This is a genomic window from Burkholderia pseudomultivorans (assembly GCF_001718415.1).
Classification (GTDB): domain Bacteria; phylum Pseudomonadota; class Gammaproteobacteria; order Burkholderiales; family Burkholderiaceae; genus Burkholderia; species Burkholderia pseudomultivorans_A.
Genome location: NZ_CP013378.1, coordinates 4559207 through 4584345, shown reverse-complemented (window position 1 = coordinate 4584345; position 25139 = coordinate 4559207). Strand labels below are relative to the sequence as shown.

Sequence of the window (25139 nt, the reverse complement as noted above, 5' to 3'; positions counted from 1 at the left end):
GCGTCACCCCTCGATCCGCATCAGCACCTGCCCCGCGTCGACGGGCTCGCCGTCTTCGACGAGCAGCTCGACGACGCGCCCCGGCGCCTCGGACTCGATCTCGGTGAACTGCTTCATCACTTCGACGAGGCCGACGACCGCGCCGGCGGCCACCGTCGCATCGAGCGCGACGTAGTAGTCCGCATCGGGCGACGGGCGCCGGTAGAAGGTGCCCGGCAGCGGGCTGACGATGTCGTGCAATGCCATCTCTGTGTCTCCTTGAATCAGTGTTGCGCGGCAAGCGGCTGCGGGCCGGCGGTGCGGATGCCCTCGCGGCTCAGCGCGTCGCGCGTTTCGCGCACGAGCGCGAGCGCGCCCGGCGTGTCGCTGTGGATGCAGACCGAATCGAAATCGATGTCGATGTCGTTGCCGTCGACCGTGCGCACCTTGCCGTCGACGCAGGCGCGCAGCACCTTGTCGGCGACCTGGCGCGCATCGAGCCGGCCGACGCGGCGCGTAAACACGATCGAGCCGCTGCGGTCGTAGTCGCGGTCCGCATAGAACTCGCGCACTACCGGCTGGCCGTATTCGGCGGCGACGCGGTACGTGGCCGACGCTTCCATGCAGTACAGCAACAGGCCCGGATCGACGCGCTGCAGCGTCTCGATCAGCAGTCGCGAGAACGTCTCGCTGGCGGCCGCGTGCATGTACAGCGCGCCGTGCGGCTTCACGTGCTGCAGGCTCACGCCGTTCAGTCGCGCGAACTCGCGCAGCGCGCCGAGCTGATACACGATGTCGTTGACGAGTGCCTGCGGCGATTCGGCGATCGTGCGGCGACCGAAGCCGACCAGGTCGCGAAAGCCCGGGTGCGCGCCGATGCCGACGCCGGCGTCGCGCGCGAGCTGCACCGTGCGCGCCATGATGTTCGGGTCGCCGGCATGAAAGCCGGTGGCGATGTTCGCCGAGCTGATCAGCGGCATGATCTGCTCGTCGACGCCGTCGCCGATCGTCCACGGGCCGAAGCCTTCGCCCATGTCGGAATTCAGGTCGACGCTGTGCTTCCTCATACGGTGTGTTCCTCCAGGTTCTCCGGTTCGCCGGCGTCGGTACGCCTGTCGAAACCGTGTTGAACCGAGGTTAGCCGCGCGGCGCGAGTCAAAATAGTTCTATTTTTATATGCCGGCGTATCGATTTTTTCGATATCGCCGAAAACGCGCTGCCAGGGCCGTCGCAGCAGGGATGGCAGGGTTTTCACGAGGCCCGCTTCTGCGTCGCGACACGGTTGATATGATGTTTATCGCGCCTCCATCAGTTTTCCGTCGACCATGGCCCTGACCCTCAGACAGCTCAAGTACTTCGTCGCGACCGCCGAACTCGGCCAGATCTCGCAGGCCGCGATCCAGCTGACGATCTCGCAGTCCGCGGTGACGAGCGCGATCAAGGAACTGGAGGACAGCCTCGGCACGCAGCTGTTCCTGCGCACGTCGGCAGGCGTCACGCTGACCGATACCGGGCGGCGCTTCCTGAATCACGCGTACGCGATCCTGTCGTCGGTCGACGAGGCGATGCGGATCCCGAACCTCGAAAGCACGCTGACGGGCACGCTCGCGATCGCCGCGAGCTACACGGTGCTCGGCTACTTCCTGCCGCATCACGTGCTGCGCCTGAACACGCTCTATCCGCGGCTGACGATCCATCTGCACGAGCTGAACCGCGAATCGATCGAGGAAGGGCTGATTGCGGGCCGCTACGACATGGCCGTGCTGCTGACCTCGAACGTGTCGAACCCCGAGCTCGTGCTGGAGCCGGTGATCCATTCGGTGCGACGGCTGTGGGTCGGCGCGCATCATCCGCTGCTCAGGCGCGAGAGCGTGACGTTCGCCGAGGTCGCGCGCGAACCGTTCGTGATGCTGACGGTCGACGAGGCCGGGCAGACGGCGATGCGCTACTGGAACGAGACGCCGTACCGGCCGAACGTGATCCTGCGCACCTCGTCGGTCGAGGCCGTGCGCAGCATGGTCGCGAACGGCACCGGCGTCGCGGTGCTGTCCGACATGGTGTATCGGCCATGGTCGCTCGAAGGGCGGCGCATCGAGACGATCGTGCTGCGCGATCCGGTGCCGCCGATGAGCGTCGGCCTCGCTTGGCGCAAGAACATCGAGCTGAGCCCCGCGATGCATGCGGTGCGCGACTATTTCCGGCACACCTTCATGGAGCCGAGGGCGGTCGGCGGCGCCGCCTGAGCGCGGCGCCGTGCCGGCGCGCGCGAAGCGGGCGGCAACGAAAAAGCCGGGACGGATCCCGGCTTTTTCATCGGGCGGGCGAACCCGCGGTGCGCGGCGCGCTTACGCGTCGGCCGACATCGCGTCCGCGTCGCTCGCGCGGATGCCGAGGCGCTCGAACAGTGCTCGGTCCTTCTGCGACTGCGGGTTGCTCGTCGTCAGCAGCTGGTCGCCGTAGAACATCGAGTTCGCGCCGGCGAGGAAGCACAGCGCCTGCAGCCCGTCGTCGAGCTGCTCGCGGCCGGCCGACAGGCGCACGACGGCCTTCGGCATCGTGATCCGCGCGACCGCGATCGTGCGCACGAACTCGAACGGGTCGAGCGGCGCGGTACCGGCGAGCGGCGTGCCTTCGATCGCGACGAGATTGTTGATCGGCACCGAATCCGGGTACGGGTTCAGGTTCGCGAGCTGCGAGATCAGGCCCGCGCGCTCGCGGCGCGACTCGCCCATCCCGATGATGCCGCCGCAGCATACGTTGATGCCCGCGTCGCGCACGCGGTCGAGCGTGTCGAGGCGGTCCTGGTACGTGCGCGTCGAGATCACCTGCCCGTAGAACTCGGGCGACGTGTCGAGGTTGTGGTTGTAGTAGTCGAGGCCCGCGCTCGCGAGCTGCTGCGCCTGCTCTTCTTCCAGCATGCCGAGCGTCATGCAGGTCTCGAGGCCGAGTTCCTTCACGCCGCGCACCATCTCGGTCAGCGCCGGCATGTGGCGCTCCTTCGGGTTGCGCCAGGCGGCGCCCATGCAGAAACGGCTCGCGCCGTTCGCCTTCGCGGCGCGCGCGGCGTCGAGCACCGCGTCGACGTCCATCAGCTTCTCGGCCTTCAGGCCCGTGTCGTGGTGCGACGACTGCGAGCAGTAGCCGCAGTCTTCCTCGCAGCCGCCGGTCTTGATCGACAGCAGCGTCGACAGCTGTACCGCGTTCGCGTCGAAGTGCTCGCGATGCACCTGCTGCGCGCGGAAGATCAGGTCGTTGAACGGCAGTTCGAACAGCGCGACGACGTCGGCGACGCGCCAGCGCTGCGACGCCGGAGCGGCCACGGGAATCGCATCGGTTTGCGCGGCGACGGTCTGGGCTTGGGTCATATCGTTTTCCTGTCGTGGACTGGATGGATTCGGGGGATCGGTGGGGTCAACGCCGCGCGGCGCGCAGCGTATCGACGAGCGCGTCGATGTCGAGCATCGACGCGGCGGATTCGGGGGCGGCCGGGCTCAGGTGCGCGATGCGGCCGACGAGCGGCGCGCCGTGTTCACGCGCGAGCCAGTCGCGGATCGTCGCGACGTTCTCGTCCGCATACGACATGGCCGGATCGACGTGGTTCGCGACCCAGCCGGCGAGCGTGAGGCCGCGCTGGCGAATCGCGTCGGCCGTCAGCAGCGCGTGGCTGATGCAGCCGAGCCGCACGCCGACGACGAGCACGACGGGCAGGCCGAGCGCGACCGCGAGATCGGCGGTGTCCTGCGTGTCGTTCAGCGGCACGCGGAAGCCGCCGACGCCTTCGACGACGACGATGTCCGCACGCGTCAGCGCTTCGCGGTGGCACGCGACGATCGTGTCGATGTCGAGCATCACGCCTTCGTGCGCGGCGACGATATGCGGTGCGGCCGGCGCCTTCAGCAGGAACGGCGTGCGCAGCGACGGCGGCAGCACGACGTTTGCGGCCGCGTCGAGCTGGTCGGCGTCCTCGTTGCGCCACACGCCGTCGCGCTCGTACGCGCCGGCCGCGACCGGTTTCAGTGCGGCCGCGCGCAGCCCGCGCCGTGCGAAGCCGTGCAGCATCGCGGCCGATACGAAGGTCTTGCCGATCTCGGTGTCGGTGCCGGTGACGAACAGTGAAAGCGGTGCGGTCATGCGGCCTCGCTGGCGTGGATCAGCGCCGCTCCGAGCCGCGCGAGATCGTCGAACGAATGGGCGGCGGACAGCGAGATGCGCAGCCGCGACGTGCCGGCCGGCACCGTCGGCGGCCGGATCGCCGGCACCCACAGGCCGCGGGCGTCGAGCGCGCGCATCGCGACGAGCGTCGCGTCGTTGCTGCCGATCACGAGCGGCTGCACGGCCGTGTGCGAATCGACCGGCTGCCAGCGCGTCTTGCGCAGCAGCGCACGCGTGCGTTCGATCAGCGCGGCGAGATGCGCGCGGCGCGTGTCGCCTTCGTCGCCGGCGATCAGCTTCAGGCTCGCCGATACGGCATGCGCGACGGCCGGCGGCGCGGCGGTCGTGAAGATGTAGCTGCGTGCGCGCTGGATCAGCCATTCGATCACGGTCTCGTGCGCGACGACGAACGCGCCCGCGACGCCGGCCGCCTTGCCGAGCGTGCCGACATAGATCAGGTGCGGCGAGCGCAGCGCGGCGGCGGCCAGTGCGCCGCGGCCTTGCGGGCCGAGCACGCCGAAGCCGTGCGCATCGTCGACGACGAGCCACGCGCCGTGCCGTTCGGCCAGCGCGACGAGTTCGGCGAGCGGCGCGATGTCGCCGTCCATGCTGAACACGGTGTCGCTGACGATCAGCTTGGTTTCGGCGTCGGACGCGTCGAGCAGCGCGGCGAGCGCGGCCGTGTCCGCGTGCGGGTAGACCTGCACGTTCGCGCGCGACAGCCGCGCGCCGTCGATCAGCGACGCGTGGTTCAGCGCGTCGGAGAAGATCGTCGCGTTCTTGCCGGTCAGCGCCGTCATCGCGGCGAGGTTCGCCATGTAGCCGGTGCTGAAGTACAGCGCGCGCGGTGCGTCGCAGAAGCCGCCTGCGAACGCGGCGAGTTCGTCCTCGAGCGTCGCATGCGCGCGCGAATGGCCGCCGAGCAGATGCGAGCCGCCGCTGCCGGAGCCGTAGCGCCGCGCGCCTTCGCCCAATGCGGCGACCAGCGCCGGATGCGCGGCGAGGCCGAGATAGTCGTTGCTGGCGAAGCCGACGATGGCGCGGCCGTCGACCGTCATGTGTGCGTCGCACGCGGTGTCGGCGATGCGGCGCACACGGCGCAGCCCTTGCGCGTCGAGATCGGCGAGGCCGCGCTGCAGCGTATCGAGCAGGCTCATCGTGCGACCTCCGCGAGCGTGGCGTCGAGCGTGTCGCGCGTGCGCTGCGCGAGCCATGCGATGTCGTCGTCGGTCATCACGTACGGCGGCATCAGGTACACGGTCGTGCCGATCGGGCGCAGCAGCAGCTCGCGTTCGAGCGCGCGCTCGAAGAAGCGTCGCGAGAAGCCGCGCGCCGCGTCGCCGTCGAGCGCGACGTCGAACGCGAACAGCGTGCCGCGCTCGCGCAGGTGGCGCACGTCCGGATGCGCGGCGAGCGGCGCGAGCGCCGCGCGCATCGCGGCCGACTTGCGCGCGTTGCTCGCGAGCACGTCGTCGCGCGCGAACAGGTCGAGCGTCGCGACCGCCGCGCGGCACGCGAGCGGGTTGCCGGTGTACGAATGCGAATGCAGGAAGCCGCGCGTCGTGTCGTCGTCGTAGAACGCCGCGAACACGTCGTCGCGCGTGAGCACGAGCGACAGCGGCAGGTAGCCGCCGCTGATGCCTTTCGACAGGCACAGGAAGTCGGGCCACACGCCGGCCTGCTCGCACGCGAAGAACGTGCCGCTGCGGCCGCAGCCGACCGCGATCTCGTCGGCGATCAGGTGCACGCCGAATTCATCGCACAGCGCGCGCAGCCCGCGCACGTACGACGGATCGTGCATCGCCATGCCGGCCGCGCACTGCACCAGCGGCTCGACGATCAGCGCGGCGATCCGCTCGCCGCGTTCGACCAACAGGCGCCGCACGTCCGCGAGCGCGCGGCCCGCGACGTCGGCGGCCGTCTCGCCCGGCAGCGCGCCGCGCGCATCCGGCGAGGCGACCACGTGTGCGTGACGGATCAGCGGGTCGTACGCGTCCTTGAACAGCGCGACGTCGGTCACGCCGAGCGCGCCGATCGTCTCGCCGTGATAGCTGTTCGCGACGCACACGAACTCGCGCTTGTCCGCGCGGCCGCGGTTGCGCCACGCGTGGAAGCTCATCTTCAGCGCGATCTCGACCGCCGACGCGCCGTCCGACGCGAAGAACGCGTGGCCGAGCGTGTTCGCGGTCAGCGCATGCAGCCGCTCGGCGAGCTCGATCGCCGGCTCGTGCGTGCAGCCCGCGAGCATCGCGTGCTCGAGCGTGTCGAGCTGGTCCTTCAGCGCCGCGTTGATGTCCGGGTTCGCATGGCCGAACAGGTTGACCCACCACGAGCTGATCGCGTCGAAGTAGCGGCGGCCGTCGCGGTCGTACAGCCATACGCCCGCGCCGCGCGCGACGGGAACGAGCGGCAGGCGCTCGTGGTGCTTCATCTGGGTGCAGGGATGCCAGACCGCGCGCAGGCTGCGCGCGACCCAGTCGTCGGTGGCTGGCGTACTCAAGGCGACTCCGGGGGTAAAACGGCGGCGCGCGGCATCGGAATGCGGTGCGCCGCGCTGGACTGCGGCCTGCCGGCGAACGACCGGCGGGACACTGAAACGCGCAGAGATTAGCGTGTTCCGCGGCACGTTGCACTAGCGGTTACAAACGCCGCAAAGCCTTGCTGGACGGGAGTTCGGCGCAGATCGGGGGCGCTCGGGACGGTACGCGCCAGATGTCATGAAATCGCCGCAGATGACGACGTTCGAGTGACACCCCCCCATGGAAAAAATCGTCGGCGGGGGCGGGCGACGGCGCGTGGAATTCGGGGAAGGATGAGTGGCGCCGCGCGCGTGCTGGCACAGGGGACGGATCGACCGGCCGTGGAGATCGGGCGCGTGCTTCCGGCGCGAACGGATGGAAACCGGCCGGCAGGGCGACGGCGCGTCGCGCATTCAGGCCGTGGATCGCCGGTCGAAACGAGCGTGATGCCGTCGCTGCCCGTCGGCACGGGCGCCTGCGCCGGCGCGCCTGTGCAGAGGAGGGAGAAGAAGCGGAAAAGGAAAGGGGCGCGTCAGCGCGACGCCAGCGCGCGCGTATCGGCGCTGTGCGTATCGCTGTCGCCGTTGTCGGCGGTTTGCGTATTCGCGTTCCACACGACGCGGTCGTTGACCGCATACAGCCGGCACGCGCCGGTGCCCTGCTTCGAGCAGTTGTCGAGCGCGAGCGCCATCGGGTCGTCGCCGCCTTCGGCCCACGACCACGCGCCTTCCGACGACACCGCGAACGCGCGGCTCGGATGCTGGCTCAGGAAGCGGCGATAGCCGTCGCGGCCGGCTTCGTCGAGGAACGGCACCGCGTCGACCGCGTCGATCGAAGCGTAGCCGGTCGCCTTCGGCTCGTGCGGGTTCGCGACCGCATAACGCACGGCGGTCGGCAGGTTCAGCTCCGCGAGGAACGCATGCACGGCGGGCCACCACACCGGCACGCCGTCGCGATCGACGATCAGGCGGTGCGCGTCGTCCTTGTAGCGGCCGAAATCGACGAACTGCGCCTGCGTGCCGTGCGACACGTACGCGTCGTGCATCTGCGCGACGAGCGCGGGCGTCCACACCGAATCGTTGTCGCCGTACAGCCACAGCGAGCGCACGGCCGTATGCGCGCCGTACTGGTCGAACGCGTCGACCAGGTTCTTCTGCCAGCCGTCGCACAGATCCTGGCGCAGCCCGCCGGAGAAATTGATGATGCCGCGCACGCCCGGCGCGGCTTCGGTGCCGTAGGCGACCGACACGAGGCCGCCGTGCGACGTGCCGGCGACGACGATGCGCGACGCATCGACGTACGGCTGGTGCGACATGTAGCGGACCGTCGCATCGACGTCGGCGGCCTGCGCGAGGCCGTTCTTGCCGACGTTGCAGCCTTCCTGCTGATAGGTGCCGCCCGAGCCCGCGAAGCCCTGGCGGTTCGGCGCGATGACCGCATAGCCGCGGCGCACGAACTCGCGCGCGAACGCGAGCGGCCGGCTGCGCGGCTGCTGATGGAGATCGCCGGTGTTCTTGCCGTGGTTGAACACGACGAGCGGGAACGGGCCGGGGCCGTCCGGCTTGAAGAGCGTCGCCTCGAGCGTCACGGCGCCCGACGCGTCGGCCGGAATCCGAATGATCTGTTCGTTCAGGTTGGCCGCGACCTGCGGCAGGCCCGAGTCGCCGTAGTCGAAGCGCTCGGCGCGGGCGAGCGACCCGTTCGCGGGGCTGACGCCAGCATTGGCGCCCGGCAGCGTATCGGCCTGAGCGGCCGACAGCGCACAGGCCGCCATCCATCCCACCAATACCTTGCTGAACGCCATTCGTAAGCCCTGCCATGCAACATGACCAAACCGAGGCTCATCGTAGCCCGACAAATTCGGGTTGTGCAATGCAGGAATAACCCGGCGTCTGACACAGCAAGTATTTGTCAGCGCTCGCTTACATCACCGTCGACATAGCGCCAGAAACCGCGCTCGTCGCGCTCGAAACGGCTCGTCTCGTGGAGCCGGTACGCGCGCCCGCCGACCTTGTAGCGGGCCACGAACTCGACCTCCGCGTGCCGTTCGTCGAGCGGCGCATGGCGCTTGACCGCGAGGCCGAGCCAGCGCGGCGCGTCGGGGGCCGCGGGGGCGGCATCGAGATCGGCCGGGCAGGTGCGCGGATCCCAGGTCGCGCGCAGGTAGTCGGTCGCGCCGAGCACGTATGCGCTGTACCGCGAGCGCATCAACTCGAGTGCGGTCGGCGCGGCCGCACCGCCGTCGATGAAGCGGCCGCAGCAGGCCGCATAGCGCGGCGCCGGCCCTTTGCCGGCGGAAGCAGGGGACGCGCCGCCGCACGGGCACGCGTCAGGTCGGGTCGAAATCATGCGGAACGGGAATTAACGACGGCCGGTTGTTAATCATGACGAATGCTTACCAGCTCAGCTCGATGCCGTCGTACTGGAAGAACCGGCCGTTGGCCTGCGAGACGTCCGCGCCGGCTTTGGCGATCACGCGCCGCATGCCGGTCACGCTGGTTTCGGGGTCGATCGCGGCCTGCGAGCCGCCCATGTCGGTGCGCACCCAGCCTGGATGGAGCGAGATGCACGCGGCGTGGCGCGTCTGCAGCGACGCGATGCGCAGCACGTCGTTCAGCGCGGCCTTGCTCGCGCGGTACAGCCAGCCGGTCGTGCCGGTCGCCTCGGCGATGCTGCCCATCCGGCTCGACACGACGGCCAGCACGCCGCGCGCGTCCTCGACGAGCGGCAGCAGGATCGGCAGCAACTGCATCGGCCCGCGCACGTTGGTATGCATCACCGCGTCGAAATCCTCGGAGGTGATCGTTTCGACGCCCTCGGTGCGCGGCCCGTAGACGCCCGACACGACGACGGCTGCGTCGAGCCGCTCGCCGTCGAGCTTCCAGCCGAGCGCGGCGATCTGCTCGGGCTGCGCGATGTCGAGCGCATGCGCGTGCGCGCCGAGTTCGCGCAGCGCGGCGAGCGACGCGTCGTCGCGCGCGGTGGCGATCACGTTCCAGCCGTCGCGCCGGTATTGCCGGACGAATTCGCGGCCGAGGCCGCGCGATGCGCCGACGATCAGTACGGTTTTCATGTGCGCCACTCCTTTTCGTGCGGTGTGCCGGGTCGATGCTTATTTCGTGTCGCCACCGTGCTTCAGCGTATCGACGACCGCTTGCGCGACCTCGTCGAGCCGCGCGGCGTCGGCCGCGACCATGTCGTTGTCGGGCGCGTGCTGGCCGCGCGCGGTCAGCGACGCGACGCAGCGCCGGTAGGTTTCGTCGAGCGCGTCGAAGTTCGACACGGCCATGCCGAGGTTGCGCATCCGCCCGTCGTGCACGCCGTACACGAGCGCGTGCACGGTCAGCGACTGGCCGCGCGCCCACGCGTCGTTGACGATCGTCGTGCGGCAGACGTTGACGACCTGCTCGATCGCGTTCAGCTCGATCAGGCGGCGATAGCGCGCCTCGCCGACCGGCCATTCGTCGAGTAGCGCCGCGTGCCGTTCGCGCACGTCCTGCACGTGATGCAGCCAGTTGTCGGCGAGGCCGACGCGGCGGTTGTGCAGCGCCGCGTTGACGCCCGAACAGCCGTAGTGGCCGACCACCATGATGTGCTTCACGCGCAGGATGTCGACCGCGAACTGGATCACCGACAGGCAGTTCAGATCGGTGTGCACGACGACGTTCGCGATATTGCGGTGTACGAACACTTCGCCCGGCGGCAGGCCGATGATCTGGTTCGCCGGCACGCGCGAATCCGAGCAGCCGATCCACAGGTACTCGGGCGCCTGCTGGTCGGCCAGGCGTGCGAAGAACTGCGGGTCGTCGGCGAGCTGGCGCTTGACCCAGGCGTCGTTGTTGTCGAACAGGTGCGAGAGCGGGTGGTCTTGGGTATTCATCGGGAGGGTTTCCCTTATCGGAAATCGGTCGATATGGTTGTCTGAGGCTCAGGCCGCGCGCTGCGCGCCGCCTGCGCGGTCGTCGTCCGTCGCGGCGAAGCGCTCGGGATAGCGCACGCAAAAGCGCAGCGACGCGTCGTACGGAAAGAAATCGGGCAATTCGCCCTGCAGCAGCTTGTCCTTGCTCGCCTGCCACAGCGCCGGATCGAAGAAGTCCGCGTGATGCGCCATGAAGATCGCGCGCACGCGCGGGTCGCCGAGCAGGAACGGCCCGTAGGTTTCCGGAAAGATGTCGTGCGGGCCGACGGTATACCACGGTTCGCCGGACAGTTCGTCTTCCTCGTTGCGCGGCGGTGGCACGCGGCGCACGTTGCAGTCGGTCAGGTACTCGATCTCGTCGTAGTCGTAGAACACGACGCGGCCGTGGCGCGTGACGCCGAAGTTCTTGTACAGCATGTCGCCGGGGAAGATGTTGGCCTTCATCAACTCCTTCACCGCGTTGCCGTATTCCTTCACGCCGTGTTCGACTTCCGCGTCGGTGCCGTTCTGCAGGTACAGGTTGAGCGGCGTCATCCGGCGCTCGATATACAGATGCCGGATCACGAGATTGTCGTCCTCGTATTCGAGCAGCGACGGTACTTCCTTCTCGAGCTCGCGCACCAGCGCATGGTCGAGCCGCGCGAGCGGGAGCGCGACGCTCGAATACTCGAGCGTGTCGGCCATGCGCCCGAGCCGGTCGTGGCGCTTCACGAGCTGGTACTTCTCCATGATCTGCGCGCGCGTCGTGTCCTTCGGCGGCGGGAACTGGTCCTTGATGACCTTGAACACGTACGGGAACGACGGCAGCGTGAAGACCAGCATCACGAGGCCCTTGATCCCGGGCGCGATGATGAAGCGGTCGCTCGAATGCGACAGGTGATGCAGCAGGTCGCGGTAGAACAGGTTCTTGCCCTGCTTCTGCAGGCCGACCGACGTGTAGATCTCGGCCTTCGGCTTGCCGGGCATGATCGTGCACAGGAAGTCGACGTAGGCGGACGGCACGTCCATGTCGACGAGGAAATACGAGTGCGAGAAGCTGAAGATGATCTGCAGCAGGTCGCGGCGCAGCAGCACCGTGTCGAGCGACAGCAGGCCCGGGCGCACGTGGCGGATCGGCACCGCGAACGGCAGCACGCGATCGCCGTTGATGATGCGGCCGACGATGTACGCGCTCTTGTTGCGGAAGAACAGCGACGACAGCACGTGGATCTGGAAATTCGGCGCCTCGTCGAAATGGCCGAACTCGTCGTGGATCGCCTGCATCACGCAGCCGATGTCGCGCGTCAGGTCCTCGAACGGCGGCTCGAGCTGGAAGTTCGTGACGATGCGCTCGAGCGTGGCCGCGAGCCCGTCGGTGCCCGGATAGTACGCGCGGTAGGTCGGCTTCGCGGCCGGCGCGTCGCTCTCGAGGTATTCGGTCGAGATCGCCGGACGCACGAAGATGAAATCGTTGTTGAAGTACGAGCGGTGCAGGATCTTGCAGCACACCGAATTGAAGAACGTCTCCGCGCATTCGGGCTGCAGGTGCGACGTCAGCAGGCCGATGTAGTGCAGCTTGATCTGCTGCCAGACCTCGTCGTCGATGTTCTCCGCGTCGTATTCGTCTTCCAGCAGCTCGACGCACTCCTGCACGCGCTCGTCGTACGACGTGATCCGCTCGCGTGCGAGCCGCTGCAGCCCGTGCCAGTCGGCGCGCTCGTAAAGCGTCTTCGCTTCGACGGCCGCTTCGCGGAAGATCCGGTAGTGGCGGTCGAAGTTTTCGAGCATCGTCTGCGCGACGTCGAAACCGATCTGCGACGACAGCAGTTTGGGGAAGTGATTCATGCGGGCAAGCTCGCTCAAAAGGGGCAGAGGGGCCGTTCGCTGCACTCGCCATTTTAGCGCCCAAGTCGGCGTTGCAATGCGTCCCGGCGCGCCACGTGCCGGACGCCCGGGCGGCCGTTTGCCGGCGGTTGGATGCCGTTCGATGCAACTTCGCGTAAAGATGCGGGTACGGAACCGATTCTGGCACGAACTTTTTTTGACCTGCCGGAGGCCGCCGGGCGCGTGTTTCGCGAGACGGCGATAGAATCGGCGGAACGCCCGCGGCGGCCTGCCCGCACGCGCGCCCCGCACCGATAACGACGAGACGCCCCACCGATGAACGCACTGGAACACCAACTCGACTACCCCTTCGCCGATACGCTGCCCGCCGCGGGCGACACGTTCGAGGTCGCGCCCGGCGTGCGCTGGCTGCGCATGCCGCTGCCGTTCTCGCTCGATCACATCAACCTGTGGCTGCTGCGCGACGAGATCGACGGGCGGGCCGGCTGGACGATCGTCGATTGCGGGATCGCGTCGGACGCGATCCGCACGCACTGGGAACAGATCTTCGACACGCATCTGGACGGCCTGCCCGTGCTGCGCGTGATCGTCACGCACTGCCATCCCGATCACTTCGGCCTCGCGAACTGGCTGTGCGAAGGCGGCGACCGGCAGCGCTGGAACGTGCGGCTGTGGATGACGCTCGGCGAGTACATGTTCGGCTGCCTGATGGCGGCCGGCAACGGTTCGAACGCCGGCGGCGCGGCCGCGGCCGATCATTTCGCGCGCCACGGCCTGACCGATCCCGCCGCGCTCGACAAGCTGCGCAACCGCCGCAGCTACTACTCGGATCTCGTGCCGTCCGTGCCGCCGCGCTATCGTCGCCTGCGCGAAGGCGACGCGCTGACGATCGGCGCGCGCACCTGGCGCGTCGTGACCGGCTACGGCCATTCGCCTGAACATTGCGCGCTGCACAGCGAAGCGGACGGCGTGCTGATCTCCGGCGACATGGTGCTGCCGCGCATCTCGACGAACGTGTCGGTGTTCGACCTCGAGCCGGAAGCGAATCCGCTCGCGCTGTATCTCGAATCGCTCGGCCGCTACGAGACGATGGCGCCCGACACGCTGGTGCTGCCGTCGCACGGCAAGCCGTTTCGCGGCGTGCGCACGCGCATCGCGCAACTGCGCGCGCACCACGATGCGCGGCTCGACGAAGTGCGCGTCGCGTGCGCGGCGCAGCCGGCGAGCGCGGCCGACATCGTGCCGATCATGTTCCGCCGCCGCGAACTCGACATCCACCAGATGACCTTCGCGCTCGGCGAGGCGATCGCGCACCTGAACCTGCTGTGGCTCGCGGGCGAGCTCGTGCGCGAGCAGGGCGAGGACGGCGTGCTGCGCTTCCGCTCCGCGCGCTGAGCGCGCTACGCGCATCACGCGACAGGTTCGTAGCGCCAGCCGTCGCGATGCCATTGCATCGTATGCGTCGGTGCCAGCGCCGCGAGAAACGCGGCGTCGTGCGACGCGACGACCAGCGCGCCGCGGAAGCCGGCGAGCGCGGCCTCGACCGCGCGCACCGATTCGAGGTCGAGGTGGTTGGTCGGTTCGTCGAGCAGCAGCAGTTGCGCGGGCGTGCCGCGCCATAGCGCGCAGGCGAGCGCGGCCTTGAGCCGCTCGCCGCCGCTCAGCTGCCGGGCCGGCTGCGTCGCCCGCGATGCATCGAGCTGCAGCAGCGCGAGCCGGCTGCGCAGCTCGCCTTCGGCGAGCGGCGTATCGAGCAGTCCGAGCTGTTCGACGATCGAGCACTCGGGGTCGAGCAGCGCGAGCCGCTGGTCGAGATACGCGGCGCTCACATGCGTCGTGCATGCGCCCGCGCGCGGCGGCAGCTCGCCCGCGAGCATCCTCAGCAGCGTCGATTTTCCGCATCCGTTCGGGCCGGTGAGCGCAACGCGCACGGGGCCGCTCGCCGACCACGTGAGCGTGTCCGCGTCGCCCGCGACCGGCCATGGCAGTTGCGCGCGTTCGAGCGTGAACAGCTGGCGGCGCGCGCCGAGCTCGGTGCCCGGCAGCGATACGAGCACCGGTGCGTCGGCTTCGACGCGCGCGGCCGCCTGCTGCACGCGTTCGTCGAGCGTCGTGCGCGTGTCGTGCAGGCGCCGCCGCACGTGGCCCATGATCGCGCGCGCCGCGCCCTTGCGCGACTGGCGCGCCATCGACGACAGGTTGGCCGTCTTCGCTTCGCGAAGCGACGCGGCTGCGTGGCGCTGGATCGTGTCGTGCTCGTCTTCGAGCCGGCGCCGCACGCGTGTGCGCTCGCTGCGCGCATGGTCGAGCGCGGCCTGCGCCGCATCCTGCTCCGCGTCGCGCTGCGCGCGGTAGACCGCGTAGTTGCCGCCGTACGCGCGCACGCCGCGCGGCGTCAGTTCGACGATCCGCTGCACGTCGGCGAGCAGCGCACGATCGTGGCTGACGACGACGAGGCCGCCGCGCCAGCCGTCGAGCGCGGCGCGCAGCCAGGCGCGGCCGGGCGCATCGAGATGGTTGGTCGGTTCGTCGAGCACCAGCAGGCCGGCGTCGGACAGCAGCGCGCCGATCAGCGCGACGCGGGCGAGCTGGCCGCCGCTCAGGGCATGCGCGGGCGTCGCGGGCTCGATGTCGCGCAGGCCTGCCGCGTCGAGCGCCGCGCGCAGCCGCTCGGCGAGGTCCCAGCGTTCGCCGATCAGCTCGAAGTCGTCCGGCTCGGCGCGGCCGTCCGCGACGCGCGCAAGCGCCGCGAGCGGCGCATCGAGCGCGGCGACCGTCGCGACGGTGCGCGCATCGGACGACGCAGCGGCCGGGATTGGCGCGTCGTGCTGCTGCGCGACGTAGACCACGCGCACATGCCGGTCGATCGCGCCGGCGGCGGGCGCGAGCCGGCCCGCGATCAGTTGCGCGAGCATGCTCTTGCCGATGCCGTTGCGGCCGACGATGCCGGTCGGCGTGCGGTCGATGACGAGGTCGAGCGAATCGAACAGCGTGACGCCGTCGTCGAAGCGGAAGGAAACGTGATGAAGCGCGACGAGCGCGCCGGTGGGCGTGGCGGCAGCCATAAGCACCTCCGAAAATGCGTGAGAACCTTCGCGCGGCGTGCGGGGCACGGCGGCGAAAACATTTCGGGAAGGCTTAGTGATTCACTTTGGCTGGCGTCCGGTATGAGGAATGAGCGCGCAGTGTAGCAAGCGCCGCGCGCGGGCCGCAAGCGACGCTCGGACATACCGTCGCTCGCGCGCCACGCGCGCCTGCTGCGCCTTATTGCACGGCGACCGTCGTGAAGTTCTGGCGTCCGAACGGACTTACGCGATAGCCGCTCACGTTCGCGCGCGTGAGCGCTGCGGCGGTCGGATAGCCGAGCGGAATCCACAGCGCCTGGTCGTGGATGATCTTCTGCGCCGCTTCGTACAGCTTCGCGCGCTTGCCCTGGTCGGCGGTCGCCTTGCCGTCGGCGATCAGCTTGTCGAGCTGCGCGTCGCAGTAGCGCGCGAAGTTGATGCCGGACTTCACCGCGTTGCAGCTGAACTGCGGCGTCAGGTAGTTGTCCGGGTCGCCGTTGTCGCCGGCCCAGCCCATGAACAGCAGGTCATGCTGGCCGAGCTTCGCCTGCTTGATCAGCTCGCCCCATTCGATCACCTTCACGTCGGCCTTCACGCCGATCTTCGCGAGGTCGGCCTGCAGCAGTTCGGCGCCGGCCTTCGGGTTCGGGTTCAGCACGCTGCCGGTCGGGCGCGTCCAGATCGTCGTCGAGAAGCCGTTCGGAAAGCCGGCCTGCGCGAGCAGCTGCTTCGCCTTCGCCGGATCGTACGGGTAGGGCGCGACGTCCTTCGCGTAGCTCCACGTGTTCGGCGGATACGGGTTGTTGGCGACCGTCGCGGTGTTGTCGAACACGACCTTCAGGTAGGTCGAGCGGTCGAACGCGAGGTTCAGCGCCTCGCGCACCTTGTCGTTGTCGAGCGGCTTCTTCTGCGTGTTCAGCGCGACGAACGCGGTCATGAACGCGGGCGTCTGCACGACCTTCAGCGCGCTTTCGCCCTTCGCGGCCAGCACGTCCTGCGGCTTCGGCGACAGCGCGATCTGGCATTCGCCGGCCTTCACCTTCTGCATGCGCACCGACGGATCGGGCGTGATCGCGTAGATCAGCCGGTCGACCTTCGGCTTCGCGCCCCAGTACGACGGGTTCGCGTCGTAGCGGATGAGCGCGTCCTTCGTATAGCTCTTCAGCACGAACGGACCGGTGCCGATCGGCTTCGCGTTCAGGTCGGCCTGCTTGCCGGCCTTCAGCAGCTGGTCCGCGTATTCGGCCGAGTAGATCGACGCGAAGCCCATCGTCAGGATCGGCACGAAGGTCGCGTTCGGCTCGTTAAGCACGAACTTCACCGTGCCGTCGTCGACCTTCGACACCGACTTCACGAGCTTGATCAGGCCCATCGACTGCGCATGCGGGAAGCCGCTCGCGCCGGCCACCTTGTGCCACGGGTTCGCGTCGTCGAGCATCCGGCTGAAGGTGAACACGACGTCGTCCGCGTTCAGCGGGCGGCTCGGCTTGAAGTAGTCGGTGGTCTGGAACGCGACGTTCGGGCGCAGGTGGAACGTATAGGTCAGGCCGTCGGCGCTGGCTTCCCACTTGTCGGCGAGCGCGGGCACGACCTTTTTCGCGGCTTCGTCGTACGACACGAGCGTGTTGAAGATCACGTCGGCCGATGCGTTGGTCGTGACGAGCGAGTTGAACTGGACGACGTCGAAGCCGTCCGGGCTCGATTCCGTGCAGACGGTGAGCGGCTTGGCGGCGGCGAGGCCGGGAACGGCGAGGGCGGCGGCGACGGCGGCCGCGGCGAACAGCTTGACCTGCATAGGATCTCCCACGTGGCTTCTGCTTTTTGCTTGATGACGGGATGCGGGCGCGGGCCCGGAAACGCACGGGCCCGCGCAGCTGACGAATAGCATACCGTCAAAGCGCGCGGTGCGTGGAAAAAGGCGTCGGAACGCGGCGAATTGAGCGAAAAACGGCTGCGTTCGCGACGGAACGGGCGCCGGGGCGGCGGGAACGGGGGGATGCGGCGCGGCGCGCGGGCACGCCACGCGCCCGCGCAGCCGCGCGCGGCGTTCAGTGCGCGCCGGCCTTCGGCTTGCGCGGCGCCTTTTCGAACAGGCGGTCGTAGAGCCAGCGCGGCAGCACGTGCAGCACCTTCGCGACGACGCCCATCTGCCACGGAATCACGCGGAACGCATGCTGCCGCGCGATCGCGCGCGCCGCGCGTGCGGCGAAGCGGTCGGCGTCCATCAGGAACGGCATCCGGTACGGGTTGTGCGCGGTCATTGGCGTGCGGATGTAGCCGGGCGCGATCGTCACGACGCCGACGCCGGCCGGCCGCAGCTCGACGCGCAGCGATTCGAGATACTTGATCGCAGCCGACTTCGACGCGCTGTACGCGCCGGAGCCGGGCAGCCCGCGCACGCCGGCGACGCTCGCGACGCCGACCAGCGTGCCGTGCCGCGCGGCCGTCATCGGGCCGACGAACGGCTCGAAGGTCGCGACCATCCCGAAGTAGTTGATGTCCATCACGTCGCGGAACGCCTTCAGATCGCCCTGGCCCGTGACGGCGCCCTGGCTGATGCCCGCGTTCGCGATCACGACGTCGGGGCAGCCGTGCGCGGCGATGAACGACGCGGCCGCAGCGGCCAGCGCGTCGGGGTCGCGCACGTCGGCGGAATAGACGGAGATGGAGAGGGCGGGGAAGCGCCGCGCGAATGCGTCGAGCGCATCGGTGCGGCGTGCGACGAGGGCGAGCGTGGCGCCCTGTCGCGCGTATTCCTCGGCCATCGCGAGGCCGAGGCCGCTCGATGCGCCGGTGATGAAGACCTTCAGCGGAGTAGTCATGCCGGCGCGCGGGCGGGGATCAGAGCTTCTTGTCCTGGATCTGCTTCACGAGGTAGTCGAGCACCTGCGTGGTAGCCGGGATGCCGTCCGCGTAGGAGGGGCCCGTCTTGTACTTGCCCTGGACGATGATCGTCGGCACGCCGTCGATCCCGTAGTCCTTCAGCAGCTTGGCGGACTGGTTCACTTCGCTCTGCACGCTGAACGAGTTGTACGCGTTCATGAACTGCTTCTTGTCGACGCCCTGCGTCGCCAGGAAGTCGGCCTGCGCCTGCGGCGTCAGCAGGTAGTTCTTCTGCTTGTGGATCGCGTCGAAGATCGCCGGCGTGACCTTCTCGCTGATGCCGAGCGCGGACACCGCGTAATACAACTTCGAGTGCGGGATGAAATCGTCGCGGAACGCGACCGGCACGCGCTTGAACTCGATGTTGTTGCCCTGCTTCTTCACCCACGCTTCGATCGTCGGCTCGAATTCGTAGCAGTGCGGGCAGCCGTACCAGAAGAATTCGATCACCTCGACCTTGCCGGCCGGCGCGGATACCGGCTGCGGCGACTTCATCGTCTCGAAGCCCTTGCCCGGCGGCTGCGCCGCCGCCGCGGTCTGCGCGAAGCCGGCCACGAGGCCCAGGGACAGAAGGAGCGTGCTAATCAGTTTTTTCATGTTGTGAACGTCGCATCAGTTGCTCGGGTTACGAAACGTAACGGGTTCTGCGTGGCGCGGCCGGCCGCTTACTGCTTCGTGAAGCGGATCACCGCCGTATCGACACCTGCATCGGACAAGCGCTGACGGGCCGAGTTCATATCCTCGAACTTCGAGAACGGGCCGACGCGCACGCGGAAGTAGGTCACGCCGCTCACGTCGCGCTTCGACACCTTCGACTCGAAACCCTGGAAGCCCAGGCGCGCGCGCTGCTGCTCGGCGTCGCCTTCCGTCTTGTATGCGCCGACCTGCAGGAAGTAGCCGGTGTTCGCGTCGTTCGCGGTCGGCGGCTTCGCCGCGGCGGCGGGCGCGGCCGACGAGGTCGGCTTCGGCGTGTTCGCGGCCAGTTGCTGCTGCTGTTGCTTCTGCGCGGCAGCCTGCTGCGCCTGCTTCTGCGCCGCGAAACGGGCGAGATCGTCTTCGCCGGCCTGCTGCGGTGCTTGCGTCTTCTTCGGCGGCGTATTGTCGGCCGGCTTCGGTGCGACGGCGACGCCGTTGCCCGACGCATTGTTCGACGCGGTCGTGCTCGGCGAGCTGCCGGCGCCGTTCGAGCCGTTCGCGGACGGCGGCACCTCGACGATCTGCGGCTCGGGCAGCAGGCCGCCCTGGGTCTGGTTCGCGGCCTGGCCCGGCGCGGTGTTCGGCGGCGCGGGCTGCGCGGCCTGCGGCACCGGCTGGCCCGGCGTCTTGCCCTGCAGCGCGCGGTTCGGATCGAACTGCTGCGGCTGGCTCGCGCCGTTGTCGGCCGGCGGCGGCGCGACCTTCGACACGAACGGCGACGGCGAACGCGTGATATAGAGCGCCACCACCACGGCAATCGCGAGGCCGACGATCAGGCCCAGCACGATTCCAAGAAATGTCCCTCCGGCTTGTTTCGATTGCTTCGAAGTGCGGCGTGGTTGTGCCATTGCTTGAGTCACCTGCAAAAAGAATCGTGAAAGTGCCGCGGCAGGCGCCCCTGCGGCGGGCGCTCCTGCCGCGGCCATTCGCGGCCCGACCCGGGCCGCTTACATCTTGGCGGGCGCGGACACGCCGAGCATCGCCAGACCGTTCTCGAGCACCTGCCGGGTCGCGGCGAGCAGCGCGGCGCGCGCATTGCGCGGCGCTTCGTCGTCGACCAGCACGCGCTCCGCATTGTAGAACGAGTGGAATTCGCCAGCGAGATCGCGCAGGTAGAACGCGACCGCGTGCGGCGCCAGTTCCTTCGCGGCGTGCGTCAGCATGTCCGGATACTCGGCGAGCTTCTGCATCAGCGAGGCCGCCTGCGGGCTCGTGAGCTGCGACAGGTCGGCGCCCGGCAGCTGCGCCACCTCGACGTTGTAGCGCGACTTCAGCTCGTTGAGCACCGAGCAGATCCGCGCATGCGCGTACTGGACGTAATAGACCGGGTTTTCGTCGTTCTGTTTCAACGCGAGGTCGATGTCGAACACGAACTCGGTGTCGGCCTTGCGCGAGATCAGGAAGAAGCGCACCGCGTCGCGGCCGCGCGTGATGGTCGCCTCGTCGATCAGGTCGGGCGCCGCTTCCTGGCCCGGCGCCGCGCCGCCCGACCATTCGATCAGGTCGCGCACCGTCACGTAGCTGCCCGCGCGCTTCGACAGCTTCACTTCCTGGCCGTCGCGCATCACCGTGACCATCTTGTGCAGCACGTAGTCGGGATAGCCCTTCGGGATGCCGATGTGCAGCCCCTGCAGGCCGGCGCGCACGCGCGCGATCGTGCCGTGGTGGTCCGAGCCCTGGATGTTGATCACCTGCGTGAAGCCGCGCTCCCACTTCGTCACGTGGTACGCGACGTCCGGCACGAAGTACGTGTACGTGCCGTCCGACTTGCGCATCACGCGATCCTTGTCGTCGCCTTCGTCGGTCGTGCGCAGCCACAGCGCGCCGTCCTGCTCGTAGGTCATGCCGGCCTTGATCAGCGCGTCGACCGTCTTCTCGACGCGGCCTTCGCTGTACAGCGACGACTCCAGGTAGTACTGGTCGAACTTCACGCCGAAGGCCTGCAGGTCCATGTCCTGTTCGTGGCGCAGATAGGCCACCGCGAACTTGCGGATCGCGTCGAGGTCCTCGACGTCGCCCGCGCCCTTGACCGGCTCGCCGTCCTTCGCGGCGACCGTCTCGCCGTTCAGGTAGTCGCGCGCGATGTCGGCGATGTATTCGCCGTTGTACGCGGCTTCCGGCCAGCCGGCGTCGCCGGGCTTCAGGCCGCGTGCGCGCGCCTGCGTCGAGATCGCGAGGTTGCCGATCTGCACGCCCGCGTCGTTGTAGTAGAACTCGCGGTGCACCGCGTAGCCCTGGCTCGCGATCACGTTCGCGAGCACGTCGCCGAGCGCGGCCTGGCGGCCGTGGCCGACGTGCAGCGGGCCGGTCGGGTTCGCCGACACGAATTCGAGCAGCACGCGCTTGCCCTTTTCGCGCTCCGACGTGCCGAACGCGCGGCCCTGCGCGAGCACCGCGGCGACCACGGCCTGCTTGGCAGCGGCCGTCAGGCGCAGGTTGATGAAGCCCGGGCCGGCGATTTCCGCGGCCTCGACGAGCCCTTGCGCGTCCGGCCGGGCCGTGAGCTCGGCGACGATCTTCTCGGCGAGCTGGCGCGGGTTCGTGCCGAGCGGCTTGGCGAGCTGCATCGCGACGTTGCACGCGACGTCGCCGTGCGCGGCGACCTTCGGGCGCTCCAGCGTGATGGTCGGGGCGACGAACGCGGAGTCGGCGCCTTTCAGCGCGTGTGCGACCTGCTTGACGCTATCCGCGAGCAGGGCTTCGAGGGTCTGTTTGTGTGCTGGCAGCATGCTGGTAGAAGGCTTCGTTGGTGGCGGCCGGGAAGGCCGGGCCGCCGGCGCGCTTTTTAAGCGCGCGTTTCAGGGATCGCAGAATTTTAACAGGTGCTAATATGCCGCTCAGGCGCCCCGCGTCCGCGAGGCCGGACGCCGGTCTGCCGGCGTCCCCCAACCGCGCTGCGCAGGCACAACAAGATGAAAAGGGAATTGTCATGATTACGTTCAAGAGCAAGGCGGCACAGGATCTCGACGTGCTGAAGGATTTCGCCGTATACGTGCTGGGTCTGGTCGGCAAGCAACTGGGCGAGCGCGGCGTGATTACGCACGACGAACTGGACCACGCGATCGCAAAGCTGGAAGGCGCCGTCGCGCAGGCGAAGCAGGAGCGCGCGGAGCACGCGGGCCACTTCCACGAGGACGATGCCGACCACGCGCACCACGAAGTGCCGCCGAGCCTGGCCCAGCGCGTCGCGCCGTTCCTGACCATGCTGCGCGAAGCGAAGGCCGGCGAGGCCGACGTGCACTGGGGCTTCTGAGCCCGTTTTCCCGGTAGTCCGAAAGGAAAGAAAGGAAACCGAAGGCCCGCTTTCGAGCGGGCTTTTTATTTTGTCTGATGAAAATCGCGGTGCGCGCCCCGGCCGCGGATGCCGGGGCGACGCGCTCAGAGCTGCGGCGCGAGCGCGCGGCGCGCGTCGTCGAGCGACAGCGCCATGCGCTTCGCGTAGTCCTCGAGCTGGTCCTGGCCGATTTTCCCGACCGAGAAGTACGTGCTGTCCGGATGCGCGAGGTAGAAGCCCGATACGCTCGCGGCCGGCAGCATCGCCAGCGAATCGGTCACGCTCATGCCGATCTCGTCCGCCTGCAGCGCGGCGAACATGTCGCGCTTCACAAGGTGGTCCGGGCAGGCCGGATAGCCGGGCGCCGGACGGATGCCCGTGTACTTTTCAGCGATCAGCGCGTCGTTGTCGAGCGTCTCGCCGCTCGCGTAGCCCCACAGTTCGCGGCGCACGCGCGCATGCATCGCTTCGGCGAACGCTTCCGCGAAGCGGTCTGCGAGCGCCTTCAGCATGATCGCGCTGTAGTCGTCGAAATCGGCTTCGAACTGCTTTTCCTTCGCGTCGACGCCGATGCCGGCCGTCACCGCGAACATCCCGATGTAGTCGGCGACGCCCGATTCCTTCGGCGCGATGAAATCGGCGAGCGAGCGGTTCGGCCGCATCACGCCGTCGACCACCGGGCGCACGCTCTGCTGACGCAGGTTGCGCCACGTGAGCAGCACTTCCGAGCGCGATTCGTCGGTATAGATCTCGATGTCGTCGTCGTTGACCGTGTTCGCCGGCAGCAGCGAGATCACGCCGTTCGCGGTCAGCCAGCGGCCCTGGATCAGGCGCGCGAGCATCGATTTCGCGTCGGAGAACACGCGCCGCGCCGATTCGCCGACGATCTCGTCGTTCAGGATCGCCGGGTACGGGCCCGCGAGATCCCAGGTCTGGAAGAACGGGCCCCAGTCGATATAGTTCGCGAGCTCGTTCAGGTCGTAGTTGCGGAACACGCGGCGGCCGATGAACTTCGGCTTCACCGGCGTCGTGTTCGCCCAGTCGATCTTCGTCTTGTTCGCGCGCGCCTCGGCGAGCGTGACCATCGGCTGCGCCTTGCGGTTCGCGTGCTGGTCGCGGATGCGCTCGTAGTCGGACTTCAGCTCGTCGAGATACTTCGCCGCGCCCTCGTCGGACAGCAGGCTCGACGCGACCGACACCGAGCGCGACGCGTCGGGCACGTAGACGACCGGGCCTTCGTAGTTCGGCGCGATCTTCACTGCCGTGTGCACGCGCGAGGTCGTCGCGCCGCCGATCAGCAGCGGAATCTTCTTCACGCGGAAGTAGTCGTCGCGCTGCATTTCCGACGCGACGTACGCCATTTCCTCGAGGCTCGGCGTGATCAGCCCCGACAGCCCGATGATGTCCGCGCCCTCGACCTTCGCCTTCGCGAGGATCTCGTTGCACGGGACCATCACGCCCATGTTGAACACTTCGAAGTTGTTGCACTGGAGCACCACCGACACGATGTTCTTGCCGATGTCGTGCACGTCGCCCTTGACGGTCGCGATCACGATCTTGCCCTTCGCGCGCACGTCGCCGCCCGCTTCCGCGAGCAGCCGCTTTTCTTCCTCGATGAACGGGATCAGATGCGCGACGGCCTGCTTCATCACGCGCGCCGATTTCACGACCTGCGGCAGGAACATCTTGCCCTGGCCGAACAGGTCGCCGACGATGTTCATCCCGTCCATCAGCGGCCCCTCGATCACGTTGATCGGGCGGCCGCCTTCGGCGGCGATCTTCGCGCGCGCTTCTTCGGTGTCCTCGACGATGAAGTTCGTGATGCCGTGCACGAGCGCGTGCGCGAGCCGCTTCTCGACCGGCTGGTTGCGCCACTCGAGGTTCTCTTCCTTCTTCGCGGCGCCGGTCTTGAACTTGTCGGCGATCTCGAGCAGGCGGTCGGTCGAATCGTCGCGGCGGTTCAGGATCACGTCCTCGACGCGCTCGCGCAGTTCCGGGTCGAGATCCGCGTAGACGCCGAGCTGGCCCGCGTTCACGATGCCCATGTCCATCCCGGCCTGGATCGCGTGATACAGGAACACGGTATGGATCGCCTCGCGCACCGGGTCGTTGCCGCGGAACGAGAACGACACGTTCGACACGCCGCCGCTCACCTTCGCGTACGGCAGGTTCTGCTTGATCCAGCGGGTCGCCTCGATGAAGTCGACCGCGTAGTTGTTGTGCTCCTCGATGCCGGTCGCGACCGCGAAGATGTTCGGATCGAAGATGATGTCTTCCGGCGGGAAGCCGACCTCGTTGACGAGGAAGTCGTACGAGCGCTTGCAGATCTCGGTCTTGCGCTCGAACGTGTCGGCCTGGCCCTTCTCGTCGAACGCCATCACGACGGCGGCCGCGCCGTAGCGGCGGATCAGGTTCGCGTGATGGCGGAACGCGTCCTCGCCTTCCTTCAGCGAGATCGAGTTCACGATCGCCTTGCCCTGCACGCATTTCAGGCCGGCCTCGATCACCTCCCACTTCGACGAGTCGATCATGATCGGCACGCGCGCGATGTCCGGCTCCGACGCGATCAGGTTCAGGAAGCGCACCATCGCCGCCTTCGAATCGAGCATCGCCTCGTCCATGTTGACGTCGATCACCTGCGCGCCGTTCTCGACCTGCTGGCGCGCGACGGCGAGCGCCTCGTCGAACTGGCCGTTGAGGATCATCCGCGCGAATGCCTTCGAGCCGGTGACGTTGGTTCGTTCGCCGACGTTGATGAAGAGCGTCCCGGGCGTGACGTTGAACGGCTCAAGGCCGGCAAGGCGCATCGTGTGATCGGTCATGGCGGT

General features: G+C 68.4%; 22 protein-coding genes. 3 read left to right on the top strand and 19 right to left on the bottom strand.

The genetic code is table 11. The features are described from left to right. Positions 1 to 3: 3 nt before the first annotated feature. The 3 genes from WS57_RS33510 to WS57_RS37445 are packed head-to-tail and all read right to left on the bottom strand — an operon-like array spanning position 4 to position 1234. Positions 4 to 246 (bottom strand): acetyl-CoA carboxylase, encoded by a 243-nt coding sequence (locus tag WS57_RS33510; RefSeq protein ID WP_069245373.1) that lies wholly within the window; start codon positions 244 to 246, stop codon positions 4 to 6. Positions 247 to 263: 17 nt separating this feature from the next. After that, entirely contained in the window at positions 264 to 1046 is a 783-nt protein-coding gene (locus WS57_RS33505) for a 5-oxoprolinase subunit PxpA (protein WP_009694894.1), read from the bottom strand. Further along, positions 1043 to 1234, bottom strand: coding sequence for a hypothetical protein (locus WS57_RS37445; protein WP_155754994.1), 192 nt, complete (start codon positions 1232 to 1234; stop codon positions 1043 to 1045). Before WS57_RS37445 ends, WS57_RS33505 begins: the two co-directional genes overlap by 4 nt. 70 nt (positions 1235 to 1304) lie before the next feature. On the opposite strand from WS57_RS37445, the gene WS57_RS33500 reads away from it, so the two are divergent. After that, entirely contained in the window at positions 1305 to 2222 is a 918-nt protein-coding gene (locus WS57_RS33500; RefSeq protein ID WP_009694895.1) for a LysR family transcriptional regulator, read from the top strand. A gap of 102 nt (positions 2223 to 2324) precedes the next feature. Here WS57_RS33500 and bioB read toward each other — a convergent pair whose 3' ends face one another. The 9 genes from bioB to aceK all read right to left on the bottom strand — a co-directional run bounded on the left by bioB (position 2325) and on the right by aceK (position 12393). Beyond that, positions 2325 to 3344 (bottom strand): biotin synthase BioB, encoded by a 1020-nt coding sequence (bioB, locus tag WS57_RS33495; protein ID WP_069245372.1) that lies wholly within the window; start codon positions 3342 to 3344, stop codon positions 2325 to 2327. A gap of 46 nt (positions 3345 to 3390) precedes the next feature. Beyond that, positions 3391 to 4110: a dethiobiotin synthase gene (bioD, locus tag WS57_RS33490; RefSeq protein WP_069245371.1), complete on the bottom strand. Its 720-nt coding sequence runs from the start codon at positions 4108 to 4110 to the stop codon at positions 3391 to 3393. Further along, positions 4107 to 5288 carry an 8-amino-7-oxononanoate synthase gene (gene bioF, locus WS57_RS33485; RefSeq protein ID WP_069245370.1) on the bottom strand — a complete coding sequence of 394 codons (1182 nt, stop codon included), beginning with the start codon at positions 5286 to 5288 and terminating at the stop codon, positions 4107 to 4109. Before bioF ends, bioD begins: the two co-directional genes overlap by 4 nt. Further along, a complete protein-coding gene (bioA, locus tag WS57_RS33480; protein ID WP_069245369.1) occupies positions 5285 to 6631 on the bottom strand; it encodes an adenosylmethionine--8-amino-7-oxononanoate transaminase in 1347 nt (448 codons plus the stop codon). The genes bioF and bioA overlap by 4 nt, the downstream gene beginning before the upstream one ends. 551 nt (positions 6632 to 7182) lie before the next feature. Next, positions 7183 to 8454, bottom strand: coding sequence for a dienelactone hydrolase family protein (locus WS57_RS33475; protein ID WP_069245368.1), 1272 nt, complete (start codon positions 8452 to 8454; stop codon positions 7183 to 7185). 107 nt (positions 8455 to 8561) lie between these two features. After that, positions 8562 to 8999, bottom strand: coding sequence for a YchJ family protein (locus WS57_RS33470; protein WP_059518571.1), 438 nt, complete (start codon positions 8997 to 8999; stop codon positions 8562 to 8564). Positions 9000 to 9045: 46 nt separating this feature from the next. Beyond that, positions 9046 to 9723, bottom strand: coding sequence for an SDR family oxidoreductase (locus tag WS57_RS33465; protein ID WP_069245367.1), 678 nt, complete (start codon positions 9721 to 9723; stop codon positions 9046 to 9048). Between the two features lie 39 nt (positions 9724 to 9762). Further along, positions 9763 to 10530: a carbonate dehydratase gene (gene can, locus WS57_RS33460; protein WP_009692614.1), complete on the bottom strand. Its 768-nt coding sequence runs from the start codon at positions 10528 to 10530 to the stop codon at positions 9763 to 9765. Between the two features lie 48 nt (positions 10531 to 10578). Further along, positions 10579 to 12393 (bottom strand): bifunctional isocitrate dehydrogenase kinase/phosphatase, encoded by a 1815-nt coding sequence (gene aceK, locus WS57_RS33455; protein ID WP_009692615.1) that lies wholly within the window; start codon positions 12391 to 12393, stop codon positions 10579 to 10581. A gap of 315 nt (positions 12394 to 12708) precedes the next feature. Here aceK and WS57_RS33450 point away from each other — a divergent pair, with 315 nt between their 5' ends. Further along, positions 12709 to 13788 carry an MBL fold metallo-hydrolase gene (locus WS57_RS33450; protein ID WP_069245366.1) on the top strand — a complete coding sequence of 360 codons (1080 nt, stop codon included), beginning with the start codon at positions 12709 to 12711 and terminating at the stop codon, positions 13786 to 13788. A gap of 14 nt (positions 13789 to 13802) precedes the next feature. Here WS57_RS33450 and WS57_RS33445 read toward each other — a convergent pair whose 3' ends face one another. The 6 genes from WS57_RS33445 to argS form a co-directional block, all read right to left on the bottom strand. After that, a complete protein-coding gene (locus WS57_RS33445; protein WP_069245365.1) occupies positions 13803 to 15458 on the bottom strand; it encodes an ABC-F family ATP-binding cassette domain-containing protein in 1656 nt (551 codons plus the stop codon). A gap of 199 nt (positions 15459 to 15657) precedes the next feature. Next, the gene (locus tag WS57_RS33440; protein ID WP_069245364.1) at positions 15658 to 17253 is read right to left on the bottom strand and encodes an ABC transporter substrate-binding protein; all 1596 of its coding nucleotides are present in this window, start codon (positions 17251 to 17253) and stop codon (positions 15658 to 15660) included. Between the two features lie 253 nt (positions 17254 to 17506). Next, positions 17507 to 18280, bottom strand: a complete 774-nt coding sequence (locus WS57_RS33435; protein ID WP_009694797.1) for an SDR family oxidoreductase — start codon at positions 18278 to 18280, stop codon at positions 17507 to 17509. Between the two features lie 19 nt (positions 18281 to 18299). Next, a complete protein-coding gene (locus WS57_RS33430; RefSeq protein ID WP_009694796.1) occupies positions 18300 to 18938 on the bottom strand; it encodes a thiol:disulfide interchange protein DsbA/DsbL in 639 nt (212 codons plus the stop codon). Between the two features lie 68 nt (positions 18939 to 19006). Then, on the bottom strand, positions 19007 to 19885 hold the full coding sequence (locus WS57_RS33425) for an SPOR domain-containing protein (RefSeq protein WP_069245363.1): 879 nt from the start codon (positions 19883 to 19885) through the stop codon (positions 19007 to 19009). Positions 19886 to 19984: 99 nt separating this feature from the next. Then, entirely contained in the window at positions 19985 to 21766 is a 1782-nt protein-coding gene (gene argS / locus WS57_RS33420; protein WP_069245362.1) for an arginine--tRNA ligase, read from the bottom strand. 200 nt (positions 21767 to 21966) lie between these two features. Between argS and WS57_RS33415 the strand changes: the two genes are divergently transcribed. After that, a complete protein-coding gene (locus WS57_RS33415; RefSeq protein WP_009693452.1) occupies positions 21967 to 22290 on the top strand; it encodes a DUF1840 domain-containing protein in 324 nt (107 codons plus the stop codon). Positions 22291 to 22415: 125 nt separating this feature from the next. Here the strand turns inward: WS57_RS33415 and metH are convergent, their stop codons facing one another. Beyond that, on the bottom strand, positions 22416 to 25133 hold the full coding sequence (metH, locus tag WS57_RS33410; protein ID WP_069245361.1) for a methionine synthase: 2718 nt from the start codon (positions 25131 to 25133) through the stop codon (positions 22416 to 22418). Positions 25134 to 25139: the final 6 nt, after the last annotated feature.

Coding starts and splice junctions, on each gene's coding strand:
- can (WP_009692614.1), bottom strand. CDS start 10,530: ATGAATACCCAAGACCACCCGCTCTCGCACCTGTTCGACAACAACGAC.
- WS57_RS33500 (WP_009694895.1), top strand. CDS start 1,305: ATGGCCCTGACCCTCAGACAGCTCAAGTACTTCGTCGCGACCGCCGAA.
- WS57_RS33475 (WP_069245368.1), bottom strand. CDS start 8,454: ATGGCGTTCAGCAAGGTATTGGTGGGATGGATGGCGGCCTGTGCGCTG.
- bioD (WP_069245371.1), bottom strand. CDS start 4,110: ATGACCGCACCGCTTTCACTGTTCGTCACCGGCACCGACACCGAGATC.
- WS57_RS33425 (WP_069245363.1), bottom strand. CDS start 19,885: ATGGCACAACCACGCCGCACTTCGAAGCAATCGAAACAAGCCGGAGGG.
- WS57_RS33470 (WP_059518571.1), bottom strand. CDS start 8,999: ATGATTTCGACCCGACCTGACGCGTGCCCGTGCGGCGGCGCGTCCCCT.
- WS57_RS33415 (WP_009693452.1), top strand. CDS start 21,967: ATGATTACGTTCAAGAGCAAGGCGGCACAGGATCTCGACGTGCTGAAG.
- WS57_RS33505 (WP_009694894.1), bottom strand. CDS start 1,046: ATGAGGAAGCACAGCGTCGACCTGAATTCCGACATGGGCGAAGGCTTC.
- WS57_RS33445 (WP_069245365.1), bottom strand. CDS start 15,458: ATGGCTGCCGCCACGCCCACCGGCGCGCTCGTCGCGCTTCATCACGTT.
- aceK (WP_009692615.1), bottom strand. CDS start 12,393: ATGAATCACTTCCCCAAACTGCTGTCGTCGCAGATCGGTTTCGACGTC.
- bioF (WP_069245370.1), bottom strand. CDS start 5,288: ATGAGCCTGCTCGATACGCTGCAGCGCGGCCTCGCCGATCTCGACGCG.
- WS57_RS33430 (WP_009694796.1), bottom strand. CDS start 18,938: ATGAAAAAACTGATTAGCACGCTCCTTCTGTCCCTGGGCCTCGTGGCC.
- WS57_RS33450 (WP_069245366.1), top strand. CDS start 12,709: ATGAACGCACTGGAACACCAACTCGACTACCCCTTCGCCGATACGCTG.
- WS57_RS33440 (WP_069245364.1), bottom strand. CDS start 17,253: ATGCAGGTCAAGCTGTTCGCCGCGGCCGCCGTCGCCGCCGCCCTCGCC.
- WS57_RS33465 (WP_069245367.1), bottom strand. CDS start 9,723: ATGAAAACCGTACTGATCGTCGGCGCATCGCGCGGCCTCGGCCGCGAA.
- bioB (WP_069245372.1), bottom strand. CDS start 3,344: ATGACCCAAGCCCAGACCGTCGCCGCGCAAACCGATGCGATTCCCGTG.
- argS (WP_069245362.1), bottom strand. CDS start 21,766: ATGCTGCCAGCACACAAACAGACCCTCGAAGCCCTGCTCGCGGATAGC.
- WS57_RS33435 (WP_009694797.1), bottom strand. CDS start 18,280: ATGACTACTCCGCTGAAGGTCTTCATCACCGGCGCATCGAGCGGCCTC.
- metH (WP_069245361.1), bottom strand. CDS start 25,133: ATGACCGATCACACGATGCGCCTTGCCGGCCTTGAGCCGTTCAACGTC.
- WS57_RS33510 (WP_069245373.1), bottom strand. CDS start 246: ATGGCATTGCACGACATCGTCAGCCCGCTGCCGGGCACCTTCTACCGG.